Here is a 21939-nt window from a genome sequence, read left to right on the forward strand (position 1 = left end):
AGCCCTTGGGAAAAACATCACCCGAAACCGAATGATCGGTGAGGGTTGGCTGGCCACGGTGCGTATACTGCTTCTGAAAGGATTGGCGGAAAGCCGATGGACGACGAACTTCGAATTTTGAACGCGGCGACGATGCCGGCGGCGCTCGATACATTGGACGACCGCGTCCTCGCTGCGCTGGCGGCGCGGCAACGCGAGGCGGCGGCGCTGAAGCGGACGATCGCGCTCGCCGCGTTCATTTCGCTTGGCGGCGGGGTGATCGCGGGCAGCGCCTTTGCGCCCTCGGCGGTCGCGGCGAGCCCGCTCACCCCGCTTGTCCCCGCCAGTCCGCTGGACCTGCGTTGATGACGCCTTCGCGCCGTTTGCTCATCGTCGGCCTGATCGCGTTCCTCGCGGCGCTTGCGGGTGTGTTCGTCGGCCGCGCTCTGGTCGATGCACCGCGCGCGAACGAGACCGAACTGCACGCGATGTTGCATCGCGAGCTGAAGCTGTCCGCTGACCAGCAGCAAAAGCTCCGTCCGATCGAGGCGCGCTTTGCTGCCCGGCACGAGGCGCTCGAACTCGAAATGCGCGCCGCGAATATCCGGCTCGCGCAGGCGATCGAGGCCGAGCATGGATATGGGCCGCAGGTGACCAAGGCGATCGACGAGACGCACGAGGTCATGGGCGACCTGCAGAAGGAAACACTCCAGCATCTGTTCGCGATGCGCGATGTTCTCGATCGCGATCAGGCCGCAATGTTCGACAAGGTCGTGGTCGAAGCGCTGACCGCCGATGCGCGGTGAGCCTCGACCTTTCGCGATGTAGCGACGGCGAACTCGCCGCGCTGGCCCGGACCGGACGGCAGGACGTCTATCGCGAATTTCTGGCACGCTACAAGGCACCGGTTTTCCGATTGATCCGAAGCAATATCGCCGACGCCGACGAGGCGATGGACCTGACGCAGGAGACCTTCGTGGCGGGTTTTGCGGCGCTCGCGCGCTATGATGGCGAACGGCCCTTCCGGACCTGGATTTCGCGCATTGCGATCAACAAGTGCCGCGACTGGGCGCGGCGCCGTGCGGTGCGCTCCTTCTTTGCGCGCGCGTTGCCGCTCGAAAGCGCGCACGACGTCGCGAGCGAAGGGCCGACGCCCGACGTCGAAGCCGGCGACCGCGCCGAACTGGCCCGCGTTCGCGCCGCGATGGGCGAGCTCCCCCACAATCTGCGTGAGGTGTTGGTGCTGCGCGGGGTCGAAGACCTCAGCCAGTCGGAGGCTGCCGAAATCCTGAAGGTCAGCGAAAAGACGATCGAGACACGGCTTTATCGCGCCCGGGCCAAGCTGCGCGTGCTGCTCGGCGGCGAATAGGGCCGGCACCGGCTACCCAAAAATCTCCGCATGCGGCAAGGGACATTTCGCCCCGCTGCGTAAGGGTTTGCAGACAGGCGTTAACAATCAGGAAGATCATGCAGATAGACAGGCGTCGTTTCGTGAGCGGAGCATTGGGCGGCGGCGCGGTGGCCGCGCTGGCACCGTGGTTCCCTGCCTGGGCACAGACGGTGTCGCCCGGCATCGCCTCGACCCTCCCGACCGTATCGGGGAACGACATCACCCTGCGCATCGCGCGCCAGACGATGCGGATCGATGGCAAGGTCAGCCGCGCGATCGGAATCAACGGCACTATACCGGCACCGCTCGTCCGGCTGCGCGAAGGGCAGACCGCGCGCCTGACGGTCGTCAACGATCTCGACGAGGACAGTTCGATCCACTGGCACGGGCTGATCCTGCCTTTCCATATGGACGGGGTGCCCGGGGTGAGCTTTCCCGGCATCAAGCCGAAGTCGACCTTCGTCTATGAATTCCCGGTCGTCCAGTCGGGCACCTACTGGTATCACAGCCATTCGGGGCTGCAGGAGCAGCTTGGCCACTATGGGCCGATCGTCATCGACCCCGCGGGTGCCGACCCGATCGGCTACGACCGCGAGCATGTCATCGTGCTATCGGACCACAGTCGGCTGTCGCCCGAAGAAATCTTCCGCAAGCTGAAGGTCAGCCCCGGCCATTTCAACATGCAGCGCCAGACGCTCGGCGGGCTGCTCGCGGGCAGGGACCAGCCGCTGAAGGATCGTATCGAATGGGGTGCGATGCGGATGGACCCGGCCGATATCGCCGACGTCAACGGTTCGACCTACAGCTTCCTCGTCAACGGTCATGGTCCGCGCGACAACTGGACCGGGCTGTTCAGGCCGGGCGAGCGCGTCAGGCTGCGCATCATCAACGCGTCGGCGATGTCGATCTTCAACGTCCGTATTCCCGGCCTTCGCATGACCGTCGTGCAGGCCGACGGCCTCAACATCGTGCCGGTCGAGATCGACGAATTCCAGATCGCCGTCGCCGAAACCTATGACGTGATCGTCACCCCGGTCGAGGATCGCGCCTATACCCTGGTCGCCGAAGCCAACGACCGGTCGGGCATGGGACGTGCGACGCTGGCGCCGCGCGCCGGGATGGTCGCCGAGGTGCCGCCGCTACGCGAACGGCCGCTCGCGACGATGAAGGATATGGGGATGGGCGCGATGGCGGCGGGCGACGCGTCGTGCACGCCCGAACATGCAGCCATGGGCCATTGCACGCCGCCGCCCGCCGACGGCGCGGCTGTCGATCATGCGGCGATGGGGCATGGCTCGGGCGGCATGAACCACAGCATGCGCGACTTCGACGTCGCGCCGCAGGTGAAGCGCGACCCGAGCGTGCAGTCGATCTCCCCCATGCCGGTCGACCGCATGGGCGAGCCGGGGCAGGGTCTGGAAGATGTCGGGCACAAGGTGCTGACCTATCACGACCTTGTCGCGCTCGAGCGCAATCCCGACGTGCGTGCGGCGTCGCGCTCGCTCGACATCCACCTCACCGGCAACATGGAGCGTTTCATGTGGTCGTTCGACGGGGTGAAGATGTCCGATCATCACGAACCGATCCCCTTCATCGAGGGCGAGCGCGTGCGGATCAACCTCATCAACGATTCGATGATGAGCCACCCGATCCACCTCCACGGCCACTTCTTCGAGCTGGTGACGGGGAAGGGCGACCGCTCGCCGCGCAAGCATACGGTGCTCGTCCAGCCGGGCGGCACCGCCAGCTTCGACTTCACCGCCGACGCGCTCGGCGACTGGGCGTTCCATTGCCACCTTCTCTATCACATGCACGCGGGGATGATGCGCGTCGTCAGCGTGCGTCCGAAGGGAGACGGCGAATGACCCGGATCGCGCTCCTCCTCGCCGGTATCGCGCCTTTCGCTTTCGCAGCGCCGGCCGGCGCGCAGCCGGTGGATCATTCGATGCACGGCGCGCAGCCCGCGTCGGAACCGGCACCCGAAGCGCCGGCCTGCACTCCCGAACATGCCGCGATGGGCCACTGCACCCTCGACAGCGCGCCGCAGGAAGGAACGCCCGATGCCGGGATGAAGGCGATGGATCATGGCGCACCGGCGTCCGATCCCGACTGCCCGCCCGACCATGCGAGCATGGGCCATTGCACCCCGAAGCAGACACCCGCGCACGACATGACGAGCATGCCCGAAGCGGCGGAGGCCAGCGGCACCGACTTGCCGCCGGGCGATGCGCCCGCGCCGCCGCCGCCGGGTGACTGGTACGCCGACCGCATCTTCCCGAAGGGCGAGATGGAGCATTCTCGCCATGAAATGATGGTGGAAAACGGCGCGCAGAAGGTGGGTTTCGTTAGCCTGAACCTCGCCGAATATCAGGCGCGCAAGGGGCGCGACGGCTTCCGCTGGGAAGGCGAGGCCTGGTACGGCGGCGACATCAACCGGCTGACGCTGAAAAGCGAAGGCGAGACGGCGTTCGGTGAAGGCATCGAAAGCGGTGAGGTGCAGGCGCTCTACAGCCGCGCGATCGGACCCTATTTCAATGCGCAGGCGGGCGTCCGTCAGGACTTCGGCCACGGCCCCGACCGGACCTATGCGACGGTCGGTTTCGAAGGGCTGGCGCCATACTGGTTCGAGGTCGAGGGCGCGCTGTTCCTGTCGAACAAGGGCGATGTGCTGGCGCGCCTCGAAGGAAGCTACGATCAGCGCATCACCCAGAAACTGATCCTGCAGCCGATGGCCGAGGTCAATTTCGCGTTACAGGATGTGCGCGAAAGCGGGATCGGGTCGGGGCTTTCCGGTTTCGAACTGGGCCTGCGCCTTCGCTACGAGGTGGTGAAGGAGTTCGCGCCCTATGTCGGTGTCGAATGGGGGCGCAAGGTCGGCGATACCGCACGCTTTGCGCGCGCCGCGGGCGAGGACGCCAGCGGCGTCAGCTTTGTGATGGGCGTGAAAGCCTGGTTCTGATCGGCGGGTGACCGGCCCGCTGCGCGAGGGATGACGATGACCGATGTGTTGAGCCGCCGTACCCTGATCGCCTTCATGGCGGCGGGAACCGCGGCGGTGGTCGCTGCTTGCGGTGCATCGCCGCGCCCGCCCGCAGCCGACAAGGAAGGCGGCTCAGGGAAGCGCGGCTCCGAGATCCGGGCGATTCATGTCTATCGCGATCCCGAATGCGGATGCTGCGAGGCATGGGCACAGATCGCGCGCGAGGCGGGATATGAGGTGACGGTCGAAAGCCGCGCCGACATGCCCGCGATCAAGGCGCGATATGGCGTGCCCGCAGACCTGCAGTCGTGCCACACCGCTGTCGTTGGCGGCTATGCCATCGAAGGTCATGTGCCGCTGAAGAGCGTTGCGCGCCTGCTTGCCGAAAAGCCCCTCGATATTCGCGGGATTGCTGTGCCGGGAATGCCGCGCGGTTCGCCGGGGATGGAGATGCCCGACGGCAGCGTCGACGCCTACGCTGTGATGGCGTTCGGAGCCGCGGGCGGGATTTCGACTTTCGAGGGCTGACCCGGACGCGGCCGCGACTCGGCACGCTTTCCATTTCGTATCGCGAACCGGGCCGGGGTGCCCCTGGCTGACCTCTATGCGAGGCACGGCGGCGATCGCGCGCGGCCCTTTCGGCCTGGCCAGTCGCGCGCCCCGCGCGATCCGCGGTCCGTACTAGCCGCTCTTGCCAATTCTCCCGATATTTCATTGCGGTGGGCTGCCGGTCAGCGACCGTTCGTTATCGCGGCACTCATATCGAGGCAAAAAAAGTTCAAACCGGGTGAGGGGTGGGGGCGTGCGATGCGTATTATCCATGCTCTTCTCGTGTTGAAAACGCATTCTAACTAAATGAAATAATTCAGTAATTTTCTATTGACCTGTATATACATTTGATGCTCCTTCCCGCCCATCAGGTAACCAACAGGGGGTTCGTGATGACGACCAAGAAACTTTTGCTCACGACCGCGGCCTTTGCCGCAACCATCGCCACGCCGGCGTTCGCGCAGAGCGATGCTGTGCCTCAGGCGGGCGCCGACGCGGCCGAGGCCGGAGGCAACGCATCCGACATCGTGGTGACGGGATCGCGTATCCGGCGTCAGGATCTGGCCGGGGTCGGTCCCGCGACGGTCGTCTCGGCCGAGCAGATCGAGAACACCGGCCTCGTGAACATCGAGACGGTGTTGCAGCGGCTGCCGGCCAACGCGGGCTTTGCAGGCAACCAGACCTCCGCCTATTGGGCGAACAACGGCTATGGCACCGCGCAGGTCAACCTGCGCGGGCTCGGCATCAAGCGCACGCTCGTGCTGCTCAACGGCCGCCGTCTCGTTGCCGGCGGCACCGGCGCAAACTCGTCGCCCGACCTCAATATGATCCCGGTGGTCGCACTCGCGCGTACCGACGTCCTGAAAGACGGCGCCTCGGCGATCTATGGCGCCGATGCGATGGCCGGGGTGGTCAATCTCGTGACGCGCACCGACTATGAAGGTCTCGGCGTCAGCCTGCGGCAGGGGATCACCGAAAAGGGCGACGGTTCGGATTTCACCGCCGACCTCATCTGGGGCGTGCGAAACGATCGCGGCGGCTTCATGGCGGCGGTCACCTATCAGAAGACGCAGGCGGTCAACATGGCGTCGCGCGCGCCCTGCTCGCTTGCCGAAACGACGCCGGGAGCGCTGAGCTGCGTGAACAGCGCCTCGACGATCGGCGGCCGCGCGGTGCTGCCGAACGGCCAGCAAATCAACTTCAACCAGACGCTGGGCGGCAACGGCAATTTCTTCGAGCCGTACAGCGCCGTCAAGCATAATTTCAATTCGAACCCGTTCCTCAACGCGGTGAGCCCGGTCGAGCGCGTGAGCACGGCATTTTTCGCCGACTATGATCTCACCGACAATATCGAGGCGTTCGGCGAGTTCCTCTATACGTTCCGCAAGTCGAAGCAGATCGCGACGCCGGGAACGCTGCGCAATCTCGCGATATCGGCCAGCAATCCGACCAACCCGACGGGCCAGAATATCGTGCTCGTCCAGCGGCGTCTTGCCGAGCCCGGCCCGCGCCACTTCTTCCAGGAAACCGATACCTGGCAGGGCACGTTCGGTCTTCGCGGCAAGCTGTCGAACGATTGGGGCTGGGAAGTCGCGGGAGCCTTCGGCCGCAACACCGGGGTCGACGGTTCGACGAACATCGCCAATCTCGAACGCGTCCGCAACACGATCGACACGACCAAGTGCAGCCTTGCGGCCGGCGCGTCGATCCCGTGCGGCGACTATCTGGGCTTCGGCGACCTGACGCCGCAGGTTCTCGACTATATCCTCTTCACCTCGCGCGATCGCGGCGGCAACGAGCTGGCGACCTTCACCGCCGATCTCAACGGCGATCTGTTCAAGCTGCCTGCGGGACCGGTCTCGTTCGCGGCGGGCGTCGTCTATCGCAAGGAAAAGGGCTGGCGCGATCCCGATCCGCTGACCGTGCTCGGCATCGCCAACACCAACCAGCAGAGCCCGATCTCGGGGACCAGCACCGCGAAAGAGGCCTATCTCGAACTGTCGGTGCCGATCCTTGCCGATACGCCCTTCTTCGAGGCGCTGACGGCGGGCGGCGCGGTGCGCTATTCCGACTATGACCTGTTCGGCAGCGACTGGAACTACAAGGCCAGCCTCGACTGGGTCATTAACGACAGCTTCCGCCTTCGCGGTACCTATGGCACCGGCTTTCGCATCCCGAATGTCCCCGAACTGTTCGGCGGGGTTTCGGAAGGCAACCTCACCACCACCGATCCCTGTTCGCGTTATGCGACCAGCGGCAATACGACGCTGATCGCCAATTGCCAGGCGTCGGGCGTTCCGGCGAACTATGTCCAGCTCGGCACGACGATCCTGACCACGGTGGGTGGCAATGAAAATCTGAAACCCGAAAGCTCGACGACATGGACCGTCGGAACGGTGATTTCTCCAAAGGGACTGGTCCCCGGCCTGTCGCTCACCGCCGACTGGTTCGACATCAGGATCAAGGACGCGATCCGCGCCATTCCGGGGTCGACCAAGCTGTCGATCTGTTACGCCAGCCAGAATCTGTCGCATCCCTTCTGCGACGATTTCACCCGCAGCCCGCTGACCGGCGAAGTGACCTTCCTGTCGGCGCAACCGATCAACACGGGCCGCGAGGAAATGAACGGGCTCGATCTCGGTCTCGTCTATGCGGGCGGTATCGGCAGCGTGAACATCTCGCTCGACGTCAACCTGACCTACCTCAACAAATATGTCGTCCTGCCTTTCCCCGGCGGCGCGCCGATCGATTTCGACGGGTTCATCGGCGGCGGCAACGGCGGCTATTCGAAGTGGCGCGGCTATGGTGTGCTGACGGCCGAGAAGGACGGCATCAGTGCGACCTGGTCGACGCAATGGATCGGCAAGGCGACCGACTTCAATGCGTCGCCCGGCGAAATCGGCTATCGCACCCCGAATGTCTTCTATCACAACCTTCAGCTGGCATACGAGATCGACGAGAAAACGCGCTTCCAGCTCGGGGTCGACAATCTCTTCGATCGCAAGGCGCCCTATATCCAGAGCTTCACCGATGCGAACACCGACACGATGACCTACGACCTGCTTGGCCGTCGCTTCTACGTCGGTTTCCGGACCGCGTTCTGAGGAACGGCAGATGGCGATCCGCTGGCCGCTTCTCATCCGCCGGACACATAAGTGGCTGGCACTGGTCGTCGGCGTCCAGACGCTGCTCTGGACGCTGACCGGCTTCTATATGGTGGCGGTGCATATCGACATCATCCACGGCGACGATCTGGTGCGCTCCCCGGTGGCCCAGCCCTTCGACCTCGATGGCCTTGCCGCGCCATCGAAGGTCGTCGCGGCCGCGCCGGGGGTGTCCGAAATCGCGCTCCGCAATTTCGCGGGGCGACCTGTGTGGCGCGCCGAGACCCCGGAAGGTGCGCGGCTCTTCGACGCGCGGACGGCCGAATTGCTTCCACCGCTCACCGAGGCGCAGATCCGCGACGCGGCACGGCGCATCTATACCGGCGACGGCAAGATCGTGTCGGTGCGTTTGCTGACCAAGGCACCGCAGGAGATGCAGGCGCGGAAGCCGCCCTATTGGCAGGTCGAGTTCGCAGGCTGGAACCGGCCGACGCTCTATCTGTCGCCGCAGACGGGCGAGCTCATCTCGCGCCGGCACGCCCTGTGGCGCGTCTTCGACGTCGCGTGGATGCTCCACATCATGGATTATGACGAACGGACCGACGTCAACAACCCGCTGCTTCGCGTTGCGACGTGGAGCGCCTTTGCGATGGCTGCCACCGGTGCCTGGCTGCTGATCTGGTCCTTCCCGCGCCGCAAGAGGAAAAAGGCATGAAGAAGATCCGTTTCACGCCGCTTTTCTTCCGGCGTATCCACAAATGGGTCGGCCTGATCATCGGCCTCCAGTTCCTCCTCTGGGCCCTGAGCGGCTCGGTGATGGCGCTGCTCGACAAGGACAAGGTCGGGGGACATGGCGGCGGGATGGGGCATTCGCATCCGCTGCCGGCGGGCGAATATTTCGACGTTGCGGCGCTGCCGCGCGGCGAGCCGGTGGAGGGGCTGATCCTCCGCGACCTCGGCGCGCGGCCGGTGTATGAAGTGCACACCGCAAAGGGGGCGCGGCTGATCGATGCGACCAGCGGCGAGCCTGTCCGCGTCGACCAGCAGCTCGCGCGCGATGTGGCGTCGATGATGAACGAGGCGCCGGTGCGCGAGGTCAGCGTGCTGGCGAAGGCGAACCTCGAGGCGCGCGATTTCGAAGGGGCGATGTGGCGGGTCGATTTCGCCGATACCGAGAATAGCAGCGCCTATGTCTCGCTCGATACCGCGCGCTTCCTCGTGATGCGCGGCGATACCTGGCGCACCTGGGACTTCTTCTGGATGCTCCACAACATGGATTATCTGAACCGGAAGAGCTTCAACCACCCGCTGATCATCTTCGTGGCGTTCGGCACGCTCTGGCTCTCGGGAACCGGCTTCTATCTGCTCTTCAAGAGCTTCAGTCGCGCGGACTTTCGGTGGTTGCGCCGGCGCCGCAAGCCGGTGGCAAGCCAGAGCCCCGCCTGATGATCCCGGCCTGACGGATCAATCGTCGACCGAGAATGCCGCCGACAGTTCGAACCGCGTGCCGGGGTGCGTCAGCCAGGCGTGGCTGACGAGCCGGCCGCGGCTCCACGTCCGGCGCGTCATCCGCAGCACCGGCTCGCTGTCGGCAAGGCCCAGCATCGCGTGGGTGCGCGCGTCGGGCATCACGGCGCTGACCCGGTGTTCGACGCGCTCGAGCGGCGCGATGCGCGTCAGATATTCGTTCGGCGTCATCTGTGTGAAATCGATCCGGGCATAGTCGGGGGCGACCGAAGCGAGGACGAAGCGCTCCTCGAGCTGGATCGGGAACTCGGCCTCGTGGTGGATGATGAGCGAATGGAACAGCCGGGTGCCGACCGGCACGCCGAGCAGCGGCGCGGTTTCGGCGGTCGCGCGCTCCTCCGAATTCCGGACGACGCGCGCGCGATACTCATGGCCGCGCCCCCGGATTTCGTCCGCAATGTTACGGATCTCGATCATCTGGCCGATCGGCCGCGGCTCGGCGATGAACGACCCGACCCCCGCGCGGCGGACAATAATGCCCGATGCCTGCAGCTCGCGGAGCGCGCGGTTCGCCGTCATCCGCGAGACGCCGAACTGGTCGACCAGCTCGGATTCGGAAGGCACGCGGTCGCCGGGTTTCAACTGGCCACCGCGCGCGGCATCCGCGATGCTCTGCTTGATGGCGGCATAGCGCGGGGCGGCGCGGCCATCGTCGGTTGGCGCTTCGGCCTTCTTGCCATTTGTCGATACCCTCTTGCGGGGCGATGCGAGCGAATGCGAAGTCATCACCCGTATATACAAGTGGCAGCGGGAAATTTCCAACCCGCATCGAAGCTGGGCGCGCCAGCATTTGCGGACGCCATCGGCCATGGCCCGCCGAGAATCTTGCGGCCGGGCAGCTTCACACGCAATCCGAGCATTTGCCATAGACCTCGATGATTGTCCTGGAAGCGCGAAAGCCGACGTCGCGGCCGAGGCGTGCAACGCGATCGCCAAGTTCGACCTGGAACGTCTGCGCTCGACCACAGCAGTGGCATATGGCGATTGCCGGCTCATCGCCCGTGTCTTCAAAATAGGCATTCAGCGTCTCGACCCGCCGCACACGCCCACGCAACCGCTCAAGGACGCGATAGACCTGATTGGGCGCCATCGGGGCGCCGAGCGAGCGGCTTTTGCGCGCGATCACATAGGCGCCCAGCGGTCGCGGACTCGCGCGCAGGATCGACAGGACGATCGTTTCCAGCTCGGCCGACGTCCGCTTCGTGCCGCCGCGCGCCGCATCGCGACCTGCGCCGTCACCGGGCGGGCGGGGTTGGCCTTCGGCATCAGGCAAGGGTCCGGCGCAGCCGCCAGTTGAAGATATGGCCGCCGATCAGCAGCAGGCTGCCGGTGGTTGTCATCACAGCTGCGGCTGGTTCGCCGAGCGCGGGAAATAGCGCTGCGACGATGCAGGCGACCCCGGCGGACCCGAGTGTCGCGGGGCGAAGACTGCGGTGCCGGCGATAGCCGAGAAGGAAAGCGAGCACAGCCGCCGGCACGACGAGCGCCGCAGCGACGATGTGAAAACTCTCCGCTTCGAAGATGGTCCCCGCGATCACCGGCAAGGCGAGCAGGAGCAAGGGCAGGGCGAGGCAGTGGACGAGGCAGAGGAACGAGGCCGAAACGGCGGCCCCTTCCACCATATCGGTCGTCGAGGGGCGCCGCGAAGGGCGCGAGGGGAGAGCGCACATGAAAGAAAAGCCCTGACAGGGTTGTGATATGAGATAACGTATCATATACGGCCCGCGTCCAGATAAGAAAGGGGTTTTTGTGAAGTTTCGAGCTCTCCTCCTGTCCGCCGCGGTTCCGGCGGCTGTTCCGCATATTGCCTTCGCGGCCGAACCGGCTCCGTCCGTCAAGCCGGCCGCCGCGCCGCATGCGGGCTATCTTCAAGCCGGCAGCACCGCCGATCCCGAGATCGTCGTGTCGGCCAATGTCCTCGGCCTGCGCGCCGACGAAACCGCGACGCCGGTGATCACGCTCTCGGGCGAGGAGCTGATCCATCGCCGCCAAGCCACGCTGGGCGACACGCTCGCCGGACAGCCGGGCATCCATTTCGACAATTTCGGCGGCGGCGCGAGCCGGCCGGTCATTCGCGGGCAGACCGCGCCGCGCGTCCAGGCGCTCTCCGACGGCGCGAGCGTCCATGACGCCTCGGCGATTTCGCCCGACCATGCGGTCACCACCGAACCGCTGCTGCTGCGCGGGATCGAAGTGCTGCGTGGCCCCTCGGCGCTGCTCTATGGCGGCAGCGCGATCGGCGGCGCGATCAACCTGCTCGACGAGAAGGTTCCGACCTCGATCCCCGACGGCGGCATCGCGGGCACCGTCGAGGGCCGCTTTGGGACCGCCGACGACGAACGATCGCTGGTCGGCGGGATCACCATCGGCGGACAGGGGCTCGCCCTGCGCGTCGAGGGCGTCCACCGATCGTCGAACGACTATCGCGTGCCCAAGGGGTTCGGCGAACGCCATGTCGACGGGTCGTACAACGACACGTCGACCTTCACCGTCGGCGGTTCATGGGTGGGCAGCGGCGGCTATCTGGGCGTCGCCTACACGCGCCAGCGCAGCGAATATGGCCTGCCCGGGCACAGCCATGATTATGAGGGCTGTCACCCGCACGGCAGCAGCCTGCACTGCGGCAGCCACGGACACGACGACGAAGATCATGACCACGACCATGATCATGACCACGAGCATGAAGAGGTGCCCTTCGTCAAATTGCGCAGCGAACGTTTCGATATCCGCAGCGAATATGAAGATCCGCTGCCGGGGTTCGAAAAGGTCCGCTTTCGCCTGTCGTTCACCGATTATGAGCATGACGAGATCGAGCATGACGAGGTCGCAACGACCTTCAAGAACAAGGCGCACGAGCTGCGCTTCGAACTGGCGCACAAGCCGATCGGTCCTTTGCGCGGCGCGTTCGGGGTCCAGCATTCGGAGAGCAAGTTCAGCGCGGTCGGCGAAGAAGCCTTCCTGCCCGAAAGCGAGACGCGGAGCACCGCGCTCTTCCTGATGGAAACGCTGACAGCCGGTCCGGTGCGCTTCGAACTGGCGGCGCGGCAGGAATGGCAGCGGATCGAGACGACGCGGAACCGCGAGGTCAGCCACAGGCCCTTCTCGATCTCGGGCGCGGCGATCTGGGACATCGGGGGCGATTATTCGCTCGCGCTGTCGCTCGCGCGCTCGCAGCGTGCGCCCAATGTGCAGGAGCTTTATGCGCGCGGCATCCACCTTGCGACGAACACCTATGAACTCGGCACCCCGACGCTGGGCAAGGAAACGGGCAAGTCGGTCGACCTGACCTTCCGCAAGACGAAGGGCGCGACGACCTTTACCATCGGCGCCTATCATCAGGATTTCGACGATTATATCTTCGCGAACACGCTCGACCGGTTCGAGGATTTCCGCCTGATCCGCTACACCGCCGCCGACGCCACCTTCACCGGGGTCGACGGCGAGGTACGGCATGACTTCGGCGATGTCGGCGTGTCGCTGTTCGGCGATTATGTCCGCGCCAAGCTTAAAGGCGACCTTGGCGACCTGCCCCGCATTCCCGCCGGCCGTCTTGGCGCGCGCGCCGATGGGCGTTGGGGGGCTTTGTCGGGTGACGTCGAATATTATCATGTCTTCGAACAGGAGCGAATCGCCGCGTTCGAAACGCGGACGCCGGGTTACGACATGCTCAACGCGACCCTCGCCTACAAGCTGGAGCTCGGGCCGAAGGCCGATGCCGAATTGTTCGTGCGCGCGACCAATTTGACCAACGAGCTCGCCTATAACCACGCATCCTTCATCAAAAATGCGTCGCCGCTGCGCGGACGCAATTTCGTCTTCGGGCTGCGGACCAGCTTCTAGGCCAAAGGGGGCGGCCGGAAGGAGGGGCACTTCGTCTCGCGTCCCTCCTTCCGCCGATCCGGCGCGCGCCGGTCAGGCGGGTTCGGCCGCCAATATATAGTCGAAGCCGTGGCGCAGCCCGTCCGCGCTTTCGGCAAGCGCGAGGGCTTCGGCGCGCAGCGCCTCGCCGCGCGCGGCAAGCGCGGCGGCGAGGTCGCGATCGGCGATCTTCGCAAGCCGCGGGGCGCACATGTCGATCTGGCTGTTGACGAAGCGTTCCTTGTACCGGTTCGCGAAGCGCTTCGCCGCGATGACGCGGTATCCCGACGCCTCGAGATGATCGACCGCCCATTGCGGCGGATATTCGCGATAGGGCTGTTCGCCAGCAAGCAGCAGGCAGGCATCGCGAAAACGCCCGATCTCCCAGACAAGGCGCGCCTCCGCGCTGCCGGGTTCGCCGACGACATAGGGTTCCAGCCCGACGACATAGAGCCGCCGCCCGACGAGCGGACGCAGCCGCGCGAACAGCCGGTGCTGGAAATAGGGGGCAAAGCCGTCGATTGCGCCGAGCAGATAGTCGGCGAGCACCGTGTCGTAACGCTCGCCGGCGAGCAGCGCGGGATCGGCCCAGTTGCCGACGACGATCCGGTCGACCGCGCGGCGCTTGGCTGCAATCGCGTCGGCCGTTTGCGCGGCATGGGCTTCGGCGCCGCTCACCGCGGTCCAGCGGTCGGTCGCAAGCGATCCGACCCAGCCGATCGAATGGGTGCCGGTCCCGGCGTCGAGCAAACTGCCCCAGGGAAGCGGGCCGTGAAGCTTGGTGATTTCGTGGAAAAGCCCATGATCAGGCTGGCGAGCGTCGAAATCTGTCTCCATCTGAATGATATAGAGTATCATCCCGCGCGATCAAAGTTGAATATCTGACCGCCTGAATGCGAACAGCCTCCAATCGCCCGCAACATCCCGTCATTTGCCGACCGGAGAGAGGAAGAAAGACAGGAAATTTGTATCGGACCAGCCACTCTTTTTCCCGGCGGCAAGCGCTGCGATATCCAGTTTCGCCTGCCGCACGATCGTCAGCCGCTGTGACGGGATGACGTACAGGCGCTGGTCGCCGGCGCCTGCCGCGACCACGAGGTCGGCCGGGAGCGTCGCGGCATGGGCGACGATGTCGGTCGAGCGCGTGACGGGGTCGCCGGAGGGGCTCGCCCGCGGAAGCCACCAGGTCAGGCCATAGGCCGGGTTGGCCTCGCTTCCCTTGAACAGCTCGGGCAATGCCGCGGGATCGACAAGCGCCTTGCCGTCCTGCGTGCCGCCGCGGCGCACGAATTCGCCGACTTTTGCCCATTGCTCTGCGGCGAGCACCAGCCCCTGCGGCATCAGAGGCGCGCCGTCCGGTCCATTGCGCCAGTCGCCGATCGTCACCCCGATCGGGGTCAGGATGCGGCGCTCGAGATAGCGGCGCGGATCGGCATCGAGGCTTGCGGCGGCCAGCTTGCGGCGCATGATCTCGCCGATGATCTGCATCGGCGCGGGGCCATATTGGAACGTCGTGCCGGGATCGGCGGCGAGCGGGGCGTTCACCGAGTCGAGATAGCCCCGTGGCCGGCCGACGGTCGACGCCTGTCCGCTGGTCATCGCCAGCAATTGCCGGATCGTGATCGCGGCCTTTTTTGGGTCCTCGCGCCATTCGGCGAGCGTGGCCGACGCGGGTTCGTCGAGCGTGAGCAGTCCGTCCTGGACCGCCGCCGCCGCCATCAGGCCGACCAGGCTCTTGGTCCCCGACCAGAGTTCCTGCGGTGTCGAGACGTCGTCGGAGGCGCAGCGAACCTTCCCGTCCTCGAGGACGAGCACGGCGACGCCTTGATGCGCCGACGAATAGGCCAGCGCCGCGGCACAGCCGGAAGCGGGGGCGGCCCGCACCGCCGGGGCTGCCGCGCAGCCCGCGAGCAGGAGGAGGAGGGCAATGCGTTTCAAATCCGGCTCCCGATTCCGATGCTTGTTTTTGTCATTATTATCGATAATATCCCGAACTTCAATGATCGTTTGCTCCCGTGTTTTCCCGATCTAGGATGGCACCGGCAGACAGGGAGCCGAACGGGTAAAAATGGCCGCGACGAAGACCGACGACGAGCAGGCGCCGACACAGGACCGGGTAATCGCACGGTTGCTGACCGACGACATCGTCGAATGGCGGATTCCGCCGGGGTCGTGGCTGCGCGAGCGAGAGATTGCGGCGCGCTTCGGGGTCAGCCACGCGCCCGTTCGCGAGGCCTTTCGGCATCTCGCCAGCATCGGGCTGGTCAAGGTCGTGCCCTGGCGCGGCGCTTATGCGATCGACGTCGACGATCATGGGGCGGATGAGATCTACGAGCTGTGGAAGGCGCTCTTCGGGGTCGTTTGCCGCCTCGCCTGCACGGCGATGAGCGACCGCGACGGGCGCGAGCTGATGCACCGGCTGATCGAATATAAGGATGTGACCGAACGAACCACCAATTCCGCCGAGCACCTCAGGGTCTCGAACCGGATCGGCCGTTTCATCGCCAAGCGATCGAATGCGCCGATGGCGCTCGAGCTGCTCGACCGGCTGGCGCTGCTCGCGCGGTGGCAGCACAATGTCTACACCGATGAGTTTGTCGCGACGCACGGCGAGGGCGAGGTCGGCCGCCGGTCGGCGGTGCTCTATGAGCAGCTTTGCCGGCATATCGTCGCGCGCGAACCCGACGACGCCGACCGCGTCGCGCGCGACCTGATCGCTACATCGCAGCAGAATTTCGCCGAGGCGCTGGCGGAATATAAGGCGCGGCGGACCAAGGCAAAGCCCGGCCGTCGCCGCGCCCGCGCGTCGTGACGCGGGGATACGCCGGCCGGCGGAGCCTGCTGAAGGCAGGGCTTGCGGCGCCGATCGCTTTTCAGGCTGCTACCGCCCTCGCCGCGAGGGGCGATGATGCCATATTTGCGGCCGAACGGCTTTTCGCCGATGTGAAGGCTTACGCCGAAGCGGGCAATAAGCAGTCGGGCGGGGCGGGCGATCGCTGGGCGGCCGACTGGGCCGCGCGGCGGCTTGCTGCGGCGGGCTTTGCGGTCGAGCGCCAGTCGTTCGACGTGCCCTGGTTCGAAACGGCGACATGCGAATTGACGCTCGGCGACCGGAAAATTCCCCTGGTGGCGCAGCCGCTCGCCGTGCCGACGGGCGTTGGCGGGATCGAGGCGCCGCTGCGGCTTGCGGAGGTCAGCGATCGGCTCGATGGCGCGATCGCGGTGGTGCGGCTGCCCTATCGCCGCTGGTCGAGCCTGCTCGACCGGGCGGTGCGCGATCCGCTGGCCGACGCGCTGGCGCGGGGGGGCGGCCGCGGTCATCCTTGTGACCACAGGACCCACCGGCGAAGCGCTGCTCCTCAATGCGCCGGCCGATGCGCCGCTGTCGGGCAAGCCGTTGGCACTGCTGGCGCCGCGCCTTGCGGCGCCCGTCATCGAAGCGGCGCGGCAGGGGCGGCCGGCGACGCTGGTGCTGAACGGAAAGGGCGGTTCGCGCGTCGCGGAGAATGTCGTGGCGCGGCGTGTGCGCGAGGGGCGCCGCTGGCTCGTGGTCTCGACCCCGCGCTCGGGCTGGACCGATTGCGCGGGCGAACGCGGGCCGGGTTTCGCGATCTGGCTCGCGCTCGCCGAATGGATGCCGCGCGCCTTCCCCGATCATAGCCTGCTCTTCGTCTGCAACAGCGGGCATGAATATGAAAATCTGGGTGCCAGCCATATCGTCGAAAAGGTCGGGCCGCCTCCCGCCGACGCCGATCTCTGGCTGCATCTCGGCGCCAATGTCGCGACGCGCGACTATCAGGACATGCCGGGGCGCCTGTTGCCGTTGCCGAGCGCCGATCCCTTTCGCTTCCTGATGACCTCGGCCGCCTTCGTCGATCGCGCCCGGTCGGATTTCAGGGGGTTGCCGGGACTGGAGATGGCTTATCCCTCGACCGAAGGGGTCGCGGGCGAACTCTCCGAAGTGGTCAAGGCCGGCTATCCGCATCACGCCGGGATTTTCGGCGCGCACCGCCATCATCACGCGCCGACCGACAATCTTTCGGTCGTCGCGCCCGCGCCGCTTGCCGCTACGGCGCAAGCGGTTCGCGACTTCCTCACCGCCATCATTCCCGTCCGCCGCTGACCGGCGTCGCCGCAAGGGCGATGTTTCCGGCTTGACTCGCGTTGCCATATGCACAAAATTATCGATAATAATTGCAATAACGACATGGGAGGGATTTATGGGACGCAAGGCGCAGCTTCTTTTCGGCACGGCCGCGCTCTGGGTGGCGGCCGCCGCGCCCGCTTCCGCCCAGGATCGGGCTCCCGAGGCTCTTCCGGCCGATACGGCGGCGGAAGCGGGGGATGACGGCGCGATCGTCGTCACCGCGCGGCGCCGCGAGGAACGCCTGTCCGACGTGCCGACCGCGGCATCGGTGATCGACGCGACGTCGCTCAACGATCGCGGCGGGGCGACCGGAAGCGGCGACCTCCTCGCCGACCAGCCGAGCGTGCGCTTCAACAATCTCAGCTCGTCGATCACGTCCGAAATTTCGATCCGCGCGTCGTCGACAGCGCGCGCGACCAACGGTGACCCGAGCGTCGGCCTCTATCGCAACGGCGCCTATATCGCGGGCGGTCCGGTCGGCGGGCGCAACTTCACGCGCCTCGATATGCTCGACATCGGCCGCGTCGAGGTGCTGCGCGGGACGCAGGGTGCGCTCTACGGCCGCAACGCGGTCGGCGGCGCGATCAACATCATATCGGCCGAGCCCGAATTCGACCTGTCGGGTTGGGCGAGCGTGCGATACGGGTTCGAGAACAACAGCCTGCAATTGCAGGGCGCGGTGAATGTGCCGCTGGGCGACGGGATCGCGGCGCGGATCAGCGGCGACCTGGTCGAACAGGACAAGGGCTTTTTCTACAACCCCGACAACGACGTCTATTTCGACCGGCAGAAGGGGCATGGCCTGCGCGGGCAGATCCGCCTGAAGCGCGGACCGGTCGACGCGGTGATCATGGCCGAGACGCAGCGGCTGACGACGCCGTCGATCCATTATCAAATCTTCATTCCGGCCGGCACGCCGGGCTTTCCGGGCGGCTATATCCAGGACCGTTTCCGCTATCCGTGGAGCACCGCGCCGCGGGCGTCGCAGGACGTCGACGGGTTGCAAGCGATCGTGCGCGTCGACCTTGGCGGCGCCGACCTCACCTCGACGACCTCCTTCCGCAAGCGGCACAGCGAATATGATCTCGACAATGATGCGGTCAGCCCCGCCGAACTGGCGCGTGCGCGCGCCGCGGGCGAAGTCGGGCCGCTGACCCCGCTCGACCCGGGCAGCGCGTCCTATGTGGTCGATACGACCGACAATTTCTCGCAGGACATCCATGTCAGCGGATCGAACGACCGGCTGACCTGGCTGGTGGGGGCAGAAATGCTCCTCCTCGACAGCGATTTTTCGGTGACGACGACGCGCACGCCGACGCTCGTCAATGTGTCACCGGGCAATATCGCGCCCGCGCGGCTCCATTTCGAAAGCTATGCCGCCTATGGTTCGCTCGGCTTCGACCTGACCGACAGCCTCAATATCACCGGCGAATTGCGCTATACGCACGACAGCCGCAGCATCAGCGCGCGGCTCTATGATCTCGGCACCGGGCTCCCGACCGGCGGGCCCTCGCGGATCATTGACGACAGCATCACCGCCGACAATCTCTCCTACAATGCGACGCTGTCGTACAAGCTGGCGTCCGACATCCTCGCCTATGCCAAGGTCGGGAGCAGCTATCGCGCCGGCGGCTTCAACACGCGCCTGTCCGACCCGCGCGCGCCGAGCCCGGTGCAGGTGTTGTTCGGCAACGAAAACAGCACCAGCTACGAGGTCGGTTTCAAGGGCAGCCCGATGCGGCGCGGCTATTTTGCGGTCGCGGGCTATTATACCCAGCTCGACGATCTGATCGCGCAGGTCGACGACGGCTGCGCGCTGACCAACCCGACCTGCCCGGTCGCGGCGGTGAGCTATCTCACCAACGCGGGCGATGCGAAGAGCTGGGGCGTCGAAGCCGAATACAGCCAGGGCTTCGACCTTGGCCAAGGCAACGGGCGTCTGGCGCTGAGCGGGTCGCGGCAGGGCGGCAAGGTGAAGAGCGGGCGGTACGACGGGCTCGACCTCGCGCAGGTGCCCGACTGGCTCGCTTCGGCGAACCTCAACCTGCGCACCCCGGTCGCGGACGATGTTTCGCTGACCGGCAACATCCTGGTCAGCGGCCAATGGGGCGGGAAGCAGGAGCTGACCGCGACCTCGGTCGACCTCGACGACTATGTGCTCGTCAACCTGCGTGTCGGGATCGAGTTCGGGAAGGTGAGCATCAGCGCCTTCGCGAACAACCTGTTCGACAAGGTCTACTATGTCGCGCAGGCGCCGACGATCAACCGTTACAGCCAGCCGCGAGTGATCGGGGTCGAGGGACGCATCTCCTTCTGATCCGGCGGCCGCCGCGCCGCATTCCGCGGCGCCTCCTTTCGAAACGTGCAACGAAGAGGATGGGAGAGACGATATGGTTGAACGAAAGACATGGGCGTGGCTCGCCGCGGGTGCGGTCGTCGTCGGCGCGGGTGCCTTTGCGCAAAGCGGCGTGGCGGACCGCGGCAGGGGGGATGCGCGTCCGATGGTGCAACTGCCCCCGGCAGCGGCCGTCCCGGCCAGCTCCGCGGCGTCGGCCCCGACGGCGTTGTCGCCTGCCAGCCTGACCACAACCGTGGGCGGTTATACCTACGACTGGACAGCGCTGCAGGCGGCCATCGATGCCGACGCCGAAGTCGCGAACGGCTATTTCATCGTCGGTAACGCCACCGACCCCGACTATCTGTTTGCATATGAGAAGGGCAGCTTCGGAATCGATCGGGTGACGCCGCTCGCCTCGGCCACCAAATGGTTCGCAGGAACGCTCGCCATGCGGATGGCGCAGGCGGGGATTGTCACGCTGGACGACCCGATGCGGCCGCCGCTCGCCTTCTGGACGACGACCGGGACCAAGAAGGACGTCAAGCTGAAGCATGCGCTGTCGATGACGTCGGGGTTCAACGGTAGCCCGCTGGTCGGAGGGTGCCAGCTGACACCGGCGCTGGTCCTGTACAATTGCGCGAAGAATATCCACGACCTGCGATACGACATCCTGCGTCCCGGCAACGCGCCGGGTGCGCAATATAGCTATGGCCCGCATGGGATGCAGGTCGCCGCCGCCTATCTCGAGGCGAAGGATGTGAGCATCCAGCCCGGAACGACGCCGGCGCGCCAGCGCAACTTCCACGAACTTTTCGCCCAGCATGTCACGACGCCGCTCGGGATGACGAGCACGACATGGTATGATCCGGCGGGCAGCGCGCCGACGAATCCGTGGGTGGCGGGGGGCGCCTATTCGACCCCGCGCGACTATGCCAAGCTGCTGCGTGCGCTCCTCGGCGGCGCCTTCGTGACCGATATGGCCGCCTTTACCCAGCCGCGCACGACGGGCCTGCCGCGCGTCTTCGTGCCCTCGGGCGCTTCGAACTGGGAATATGCGCTGGGCTCCTTCGTCGAATGCGACACGCCATCGGCCTGCGCGACGTCGATGATCAATTCGGCGCCCGGCGCTTATGGCTGGGTTGGCTGGATCGACCGCGAAACCGGCTATTACGGCCTGATCGCGACCGAGATTTCGAGCGGCGGAGATCGCAAGGGCACCGAGCTGGAGCACGAAATGCAGGGCCTGATCGAGGCGGCGATCGCGGGCCGGACGCCGGCGCCTTAGGGCGTCGTTCGCGATGCCTTTGGCCCGTTTGCCTGCATGTTCGGGCGGCGGGCCAAAGCATCGCCGCCCGGGCGAACCACCGTCAGGGGGCGGTCAAAAGGGCCTGGCAGGCGTCGCGGATCGCCGCGCGATCGCCCGAAAGCAATGTATCGCCGATCACATAGCTGTAGATCAGGAAAGCGCGTGCGGGGACCTGTTCCCTTGGCACGCCGTTCGCCGCGAGCACCGATTCGAAATACACCAGCCGGTGCCGGTCGATCTCTTCGAGTGCGCGTTTGGGGCGTTCGTCGGTCAGCGCCCAGGTGCGCATCGCCACCTCGATCCACGCCCCCGTCCGGGCGCGATCCATGCGCGAGATCGCGAAGAGTCGCGTCAGCCGATCCTCGGGTCCCGAATCCATCGCGATCAGTTCGGCGACGAGGCCGGTGGTCGTCCGCTGGCGCCAGTAATCGACCATCGCTTCGAGGAAACCCTCCCGCGTGTCGAAGCGCGCGTAGAACATGCCCTTGGTGACGCCGAGCTTCTCGGCGAGCAGCTCGACACGCACCGCATCGATTCCACCGAGCGCGAGCTGTTCGAGCGCGGCGATGAACCAGCCTTCGGCGGTCAGCTTGGGCTTGGGGCCGCGTTTGACCGGCGCGCCGGTCGCGCCCGGAAGGATCGGCTGGATCGGGAGCGGCGGCAGCGACATGGAGCAAGGCGTAGGGCGTGCGGTCCGCAAGGTCAATGCTCGCGACATTTTACATCCGCAATCGAACTGATTTTTGAAATCATATACGAAA

General features: G+C 65.9%; 20 protein-coding genes. 14 read left to right on the forward strand and 6 right to left on the reverse strand.

What is annotated here, in order from left to right; all coding sequences use genetic code 11:
- Positions 1-96: 96 nt before the first annotated feature.
- The 9 genes from ACIPPQ_RS02910 (at position 97) to ACIPPQ_RS02950 (ending at position 9448) form a co-directional block, all read left to right on the forward strand.
- Positions 97-345 carry a hypothetical protein gene (locus ACIPPQ_RS02910; protein WP_446542698.1) on the forward strand — a complete coding sequence of 83 codons (249 nt, stop codon included), beginning with the start codon at positions 97-99 and terminating at the stop codon, positions 343-345.
- Positions 345-785 carry a periplasmic heavy metal sensor gene (locus tag ACIPPQ_RS02915; protein ID WP_446542699.1) on the forward strand — a complete coding sequence of 147 codons (441 nt, stop codon included), beginning with the start codon at positions 345-347 and terminating at the stop codon, positions 783-785. The genes ACIPPQ_RS02910 and ACIPPQ_RS02915 overlap by 1 nt, the downstream gene beginning before the upstream one ends.
- Positions 782-1348 (forward strand): RNA polymerase sigma factor, encoded by a 567-nt coding sequence (locus ACIPPQ_RS02920; protein ID WP_446542700.1) that lies wholly within the window; start codon positions 782-784, stop codon positions 1346-1348. The genes ACIPPQ_RS02915 and ACIPPQ_RS02920 overlap by 4 nt, the downstream gene beginning before the upstream one ends.
- Positions 1349-1446: 98 nt before the next feature.
- On the forward strand, positions 1447-3234 hold the full coding sequence (locus ACIPPQ_RS02925) for a copper resistance system multicopper oxidase (RefSeq protein ID WP_446542701.1): 1788 nt from the start codon (positions 1447-1449) through the stop codon (positions 3232-3234).
- Positions 3231-4328 carry a copper resistance protein B gene (locus tag ACIPPQ_RS02930; protein ID WP_446542702.1) on the forward strand — a complete coding sequence of 366 codons (1098 nt, stop codon included), beginning with the start codon at positions 3231-3233 and terminating at the stop codon, positions 4326-4328. Before ACIPPQ_RS02925 ends, ACIPPQ_RS02930 begins: the two co-directional genes overlap by 4 nt.
- Positions 4329-4364: 36 nt before the next feature.
- Complete coding sequence (locus tag ACIPPQ_RS02935) at positions 4365-4877, forward strand: DUF411 domain-containing protein (RefSeq protein WP_446542703.1); 513 nt, start codon at positions 4365-4367, stop codon at positions 4875-4877.
- Between the two features lie 413 nt (positions 4878-5290).
- On the forward strand, positions 5291-8002 hold the full coding sequence (locus ACIPPQ_RS02940) for a TonB-dependent receptor domain-containing protein (RefSeq protein ID WP_446542704.1): 2712 nt from the start codon (positions 5291-5293) through the stop codon (positions 8000-8002).
- Between the two features lie 10 nt (positions 8003-8012).
- On the forward strand, positions 8013-8717 hold the full coding sequence (locus ACIPPQ_RS02945; RefSeq protein WP_446542705.1) for a hypothetical protein: 705 nt from the start codon (positions 8013-8015) through the stop codon (positions 8715-8717).
- Positions 8714-9448: a PepSY domain-containing protein gene (locus ACIPPQ_RS02950; protein ID WP_446542706.1), complete on the forward strand. Its 735-nt coding sequence runs from the start codon at positions 8714-8716 to the stop codon at positions 9446-9448. The genes ACIPPQ_RS02945 and ACIPPQ_RS02950 overlap by 4 nt, the downstream gene beginning before the upstream one ends.
- An 18-nt stretch (positions 9449-9466) precedes the next feature.
- On the opposite strand, the gene hutC is transcribed toward ACIPPQ_RS02950, so the two are convergent.
- The 3 genes from hutC to ACIPPQ_RS02965 all read right to left on the reverse strand — a co-directional run bounded on the left by hutC (position 9467) and on the right by ACIPPQ_RS02965 (position 11199).
- Entirely contained in the window at positions 9467-10255 is a 789-nt protein-coding gene (gene hutC / locus ACIPPQ_RS02955) for a histidine utilization repressor (RefSeq protein WP_446542707.1), read from the reverse strand.
- A gap of 115 nt (positions 10256-10370) precedes the next feature.
- On the reverse strand, positions 10371-10655 hold the full coding sequence (locus ACIPPQ_RS02960) for a hypothetical protein (RefSeq protein WP_446542708.1): 285 nt from the start codon (positions 10653-10655) through the stop codon (positions 10371-10373).
- Positions 10656-10794: 139 nt separating this feature from the next.
- On the reverse strand, positions 10795-11199 hold the full coding sequence (locus ACIPPQ_RS02965) for a MerC domain-containing protein (RefSeq protein ID WP_446542709.1): 405 nt from the start codon (positions 11197-11199) through the stop codon (positions 10795-10797).
- A gap of 79 nt (positions 11200-11278) precedes the next feature.
- Between ACIPPQ_RS02965 and ACIPPQ_RS02970 the strand changes: the two genes are divergently transcribed.
- On the forward strand, positions 11279-13369 hold the full coding sequence (locus ACIPPQ_RS02970; RefSeq protein WP_446542710.1) for a TonB-dependent receptor domain-containing protein: 2091 nt from the start codon (positions 11279-11281) through the stop codon (positions 13367-13369).
- Positions 13370-13441: 72 nt separating this feature from the next.
- Here ACIPPQ_RS02970 and ACIPPQ_RS02975 read toward each other — a convergent pair whose 3' ends face one another.
- Positions 13442-14245: a hypothetical protein gene (locus ACIPPQ_RS02975; protein WP_446542711.1), complete on the reverse strand. Its 804-nt coding sequence runs from the start codon at positions 14243-14245 to the stop codon at positions 13442-13444.
- Between the two features lie 69 nt (positions 14246-14314).
- Entirely contained in the window at positions 14315-15325 is a 1011-nt protein-coding gene (locus ACIPPQ_RS02980; protein ID WP_446542712.1) for a serine hydrolase domain-containing protein, read from the reverse strand.
- 130 nt (positions 15326-15455) lie between these two features.
- On the opposite strand from ACIPPQ_RS02980, the gene ACIPPQ_RS02985 reads away from it, so the two are divergent.
- The 4 genes from ACIPPQ_RS02985 (at position 15456) to ACIPPQ_RS03000 (ending at position 21157) form a co-directional block, all read left to right on the forward strand.
- Positions 15456-16199: a GntR family transcriptional regulator gene (locus ACIPPQ_RS02985; RefSeq protein ID WP_088474317.1), complete on the forward strand. Its 744-nt coding sequence runs from the start codon at positions 15456-15458 to the stop codon at positions 16197-16199.
- Between the two features lie 513 nt (positions 16200-16712).
- Complete coding sequence (locus tag ACIPPQ_RS02990; protein WP_446542713.1) at positions 16713-17510, forward strand: hypothetical protein; 798 nt, start codon at positions 16713-16715, stop codon at positions 17508-17510.
- 97 nt (positions 17511-17607) lie between these two features.
- Positions 17608-19851, forward strand: a complete 2244-nt coding sequence (locus ACIPPQ_RS02995) for a TonB-dependent receptor (RefSeq protein WP_446542714.1) — start codon at positions 17608-17610, stop codon at positions 19849-19851.
- 73 nt (positions 19852-19924) lie between these two features.
- Positions 19925-21157 (forward strand): serine hydrolase domain-containing protein, encoded by a 1233-nt coding sequence (locus ACIPPQ_RS03000; protein WP_446542715.1) that lies wholly within the window; start codon positions 19925-19927, stop codon positions 21155-21157.
- Positions 21158-21239: 82 nt separating this feature from the next.
- On the opposite strand, the gene ACIPPQ_RS03005 is transcribed toward ACIPPQ_RS03000, so the two are convergent.
- A complete protein-coding gene (locus ACIPPQ_RS03005; RefSeq protein ID WP_446542716.1) occupies positions 21240-21848 on the reverse strand; it encodes a TetR/AcrR family transcriptional regulator in 609 nt (202 codons plus the stop codon).
- Positions 21849-21939: the final 91 nt, after the last annotated feature.

This window comes from Sphingopyxis sp. LARHCG72 (assembly GCF_052871675.1).

Coding starts and splice junctions, on each gene's coding strand:
- ACIPPQ_RS02910 (WP_446542698.1), top strand. CDS start 97: ATGGACGACGAACTTCGAATTTTGAACGCGGCGACGATGCCGGCGGCG.
- ACIPPQ_RS02915 (WP_446542699.1), top strand. CDS start 345: ATGACGCCTTCGCGCCGTTTGCTCATCGTCGGCCTGATCGCGTTCCTC.
- ACIPPQ_RS02925 (WP_446542701.1), top strand. CDS start 1,447: ATGCAGATAGACAGGCGTCGTTTCGTGAGCGGAGCATTGGGCGGCGGC.
- ACIPPQ_RS02930 (WP_446542702.1), top strand. CDS start 3,231: ATGACCCGGATCGCGCTCCTCCTCGCCGGTATCGCGCCTTTCGCTTTC.
- ACIPPQ_RS02935 (WP_446542703.1), top strand. CDS start 4,365: ATGACCGATGTGTTGAGCCGCCGTACCCTGATCGCCTTCATGGCGGCG.
- ACIPPQ_RS02940 (WP_446542704.1), top strand. CDS start 5,291: ATGACGACCAAGAAACTTTTGCTCACGACCGCGGCCTTTGCCGCAACC.
- ACIPPQ_RS02945 (WP_446542705.1), top strand. CDS start 8,013: ATGGCGATCCGCTGGCCGCTTCTCATCCGCCGGACACATAAGTGGCTG.
- ACIPPQ_RS02950 (WP_446542706.1), top strand. CDS start 8,714: ATGAAGAAGATCCGTTTCACGCCGCTTTTCTTCCGGCGTATCCACAAA.
- hutC (WP_446542707.1), bottom strand. CDS start 10,255: ATGACTTCGCATTCGCTCGCATCGCCCCGCAAGAGGGTATCGACAAAT.
- ACIPPQ_RS02965 (WP_446542709.1), bottom strand. CDS start 11,199: ATGTGCGCTCTCCCCTCGCGCCCTTCGCGGCGCCCCTCGACGACCGAT.
- ACIPPQ_RS02975 (WP_446542711.1), bottom strand. CDS start 14,245: ATGATACTCTATATCATTCAGATGGAGACAGATTTCGACGCTCGCCAG.
- ACIPPQ_RS02985 (WP_088474317.1), top strand. CDS start 15,456: ATGGCCGCGACGAAGACCGACGACGAGCAGGCGCCGACACAGGACCGG.
- ACIPPQ_RS02995 (WP_446542714.1), top strand. CDS start 17,608: ATGGGACGCAAGGCGCAGCTTCTTTTCGGCACGGCCGCGCTCTGGGTG.
- ACIPPQ_RS03000 (WP_446542715.1), top strand. CDS start 19,925: ATGGTTGAACGAAAGACATGGGCGTGGCTCGCCGCGGGTGCGGTCGTC.
- ACIPPQ_RS03005 (WP_446542716.1), bottom strand. CDS start 21,848: ATGTCGCTGCCGCCGCTCCCGATCCAGCCGATCCTTCCGGGCGCGACC.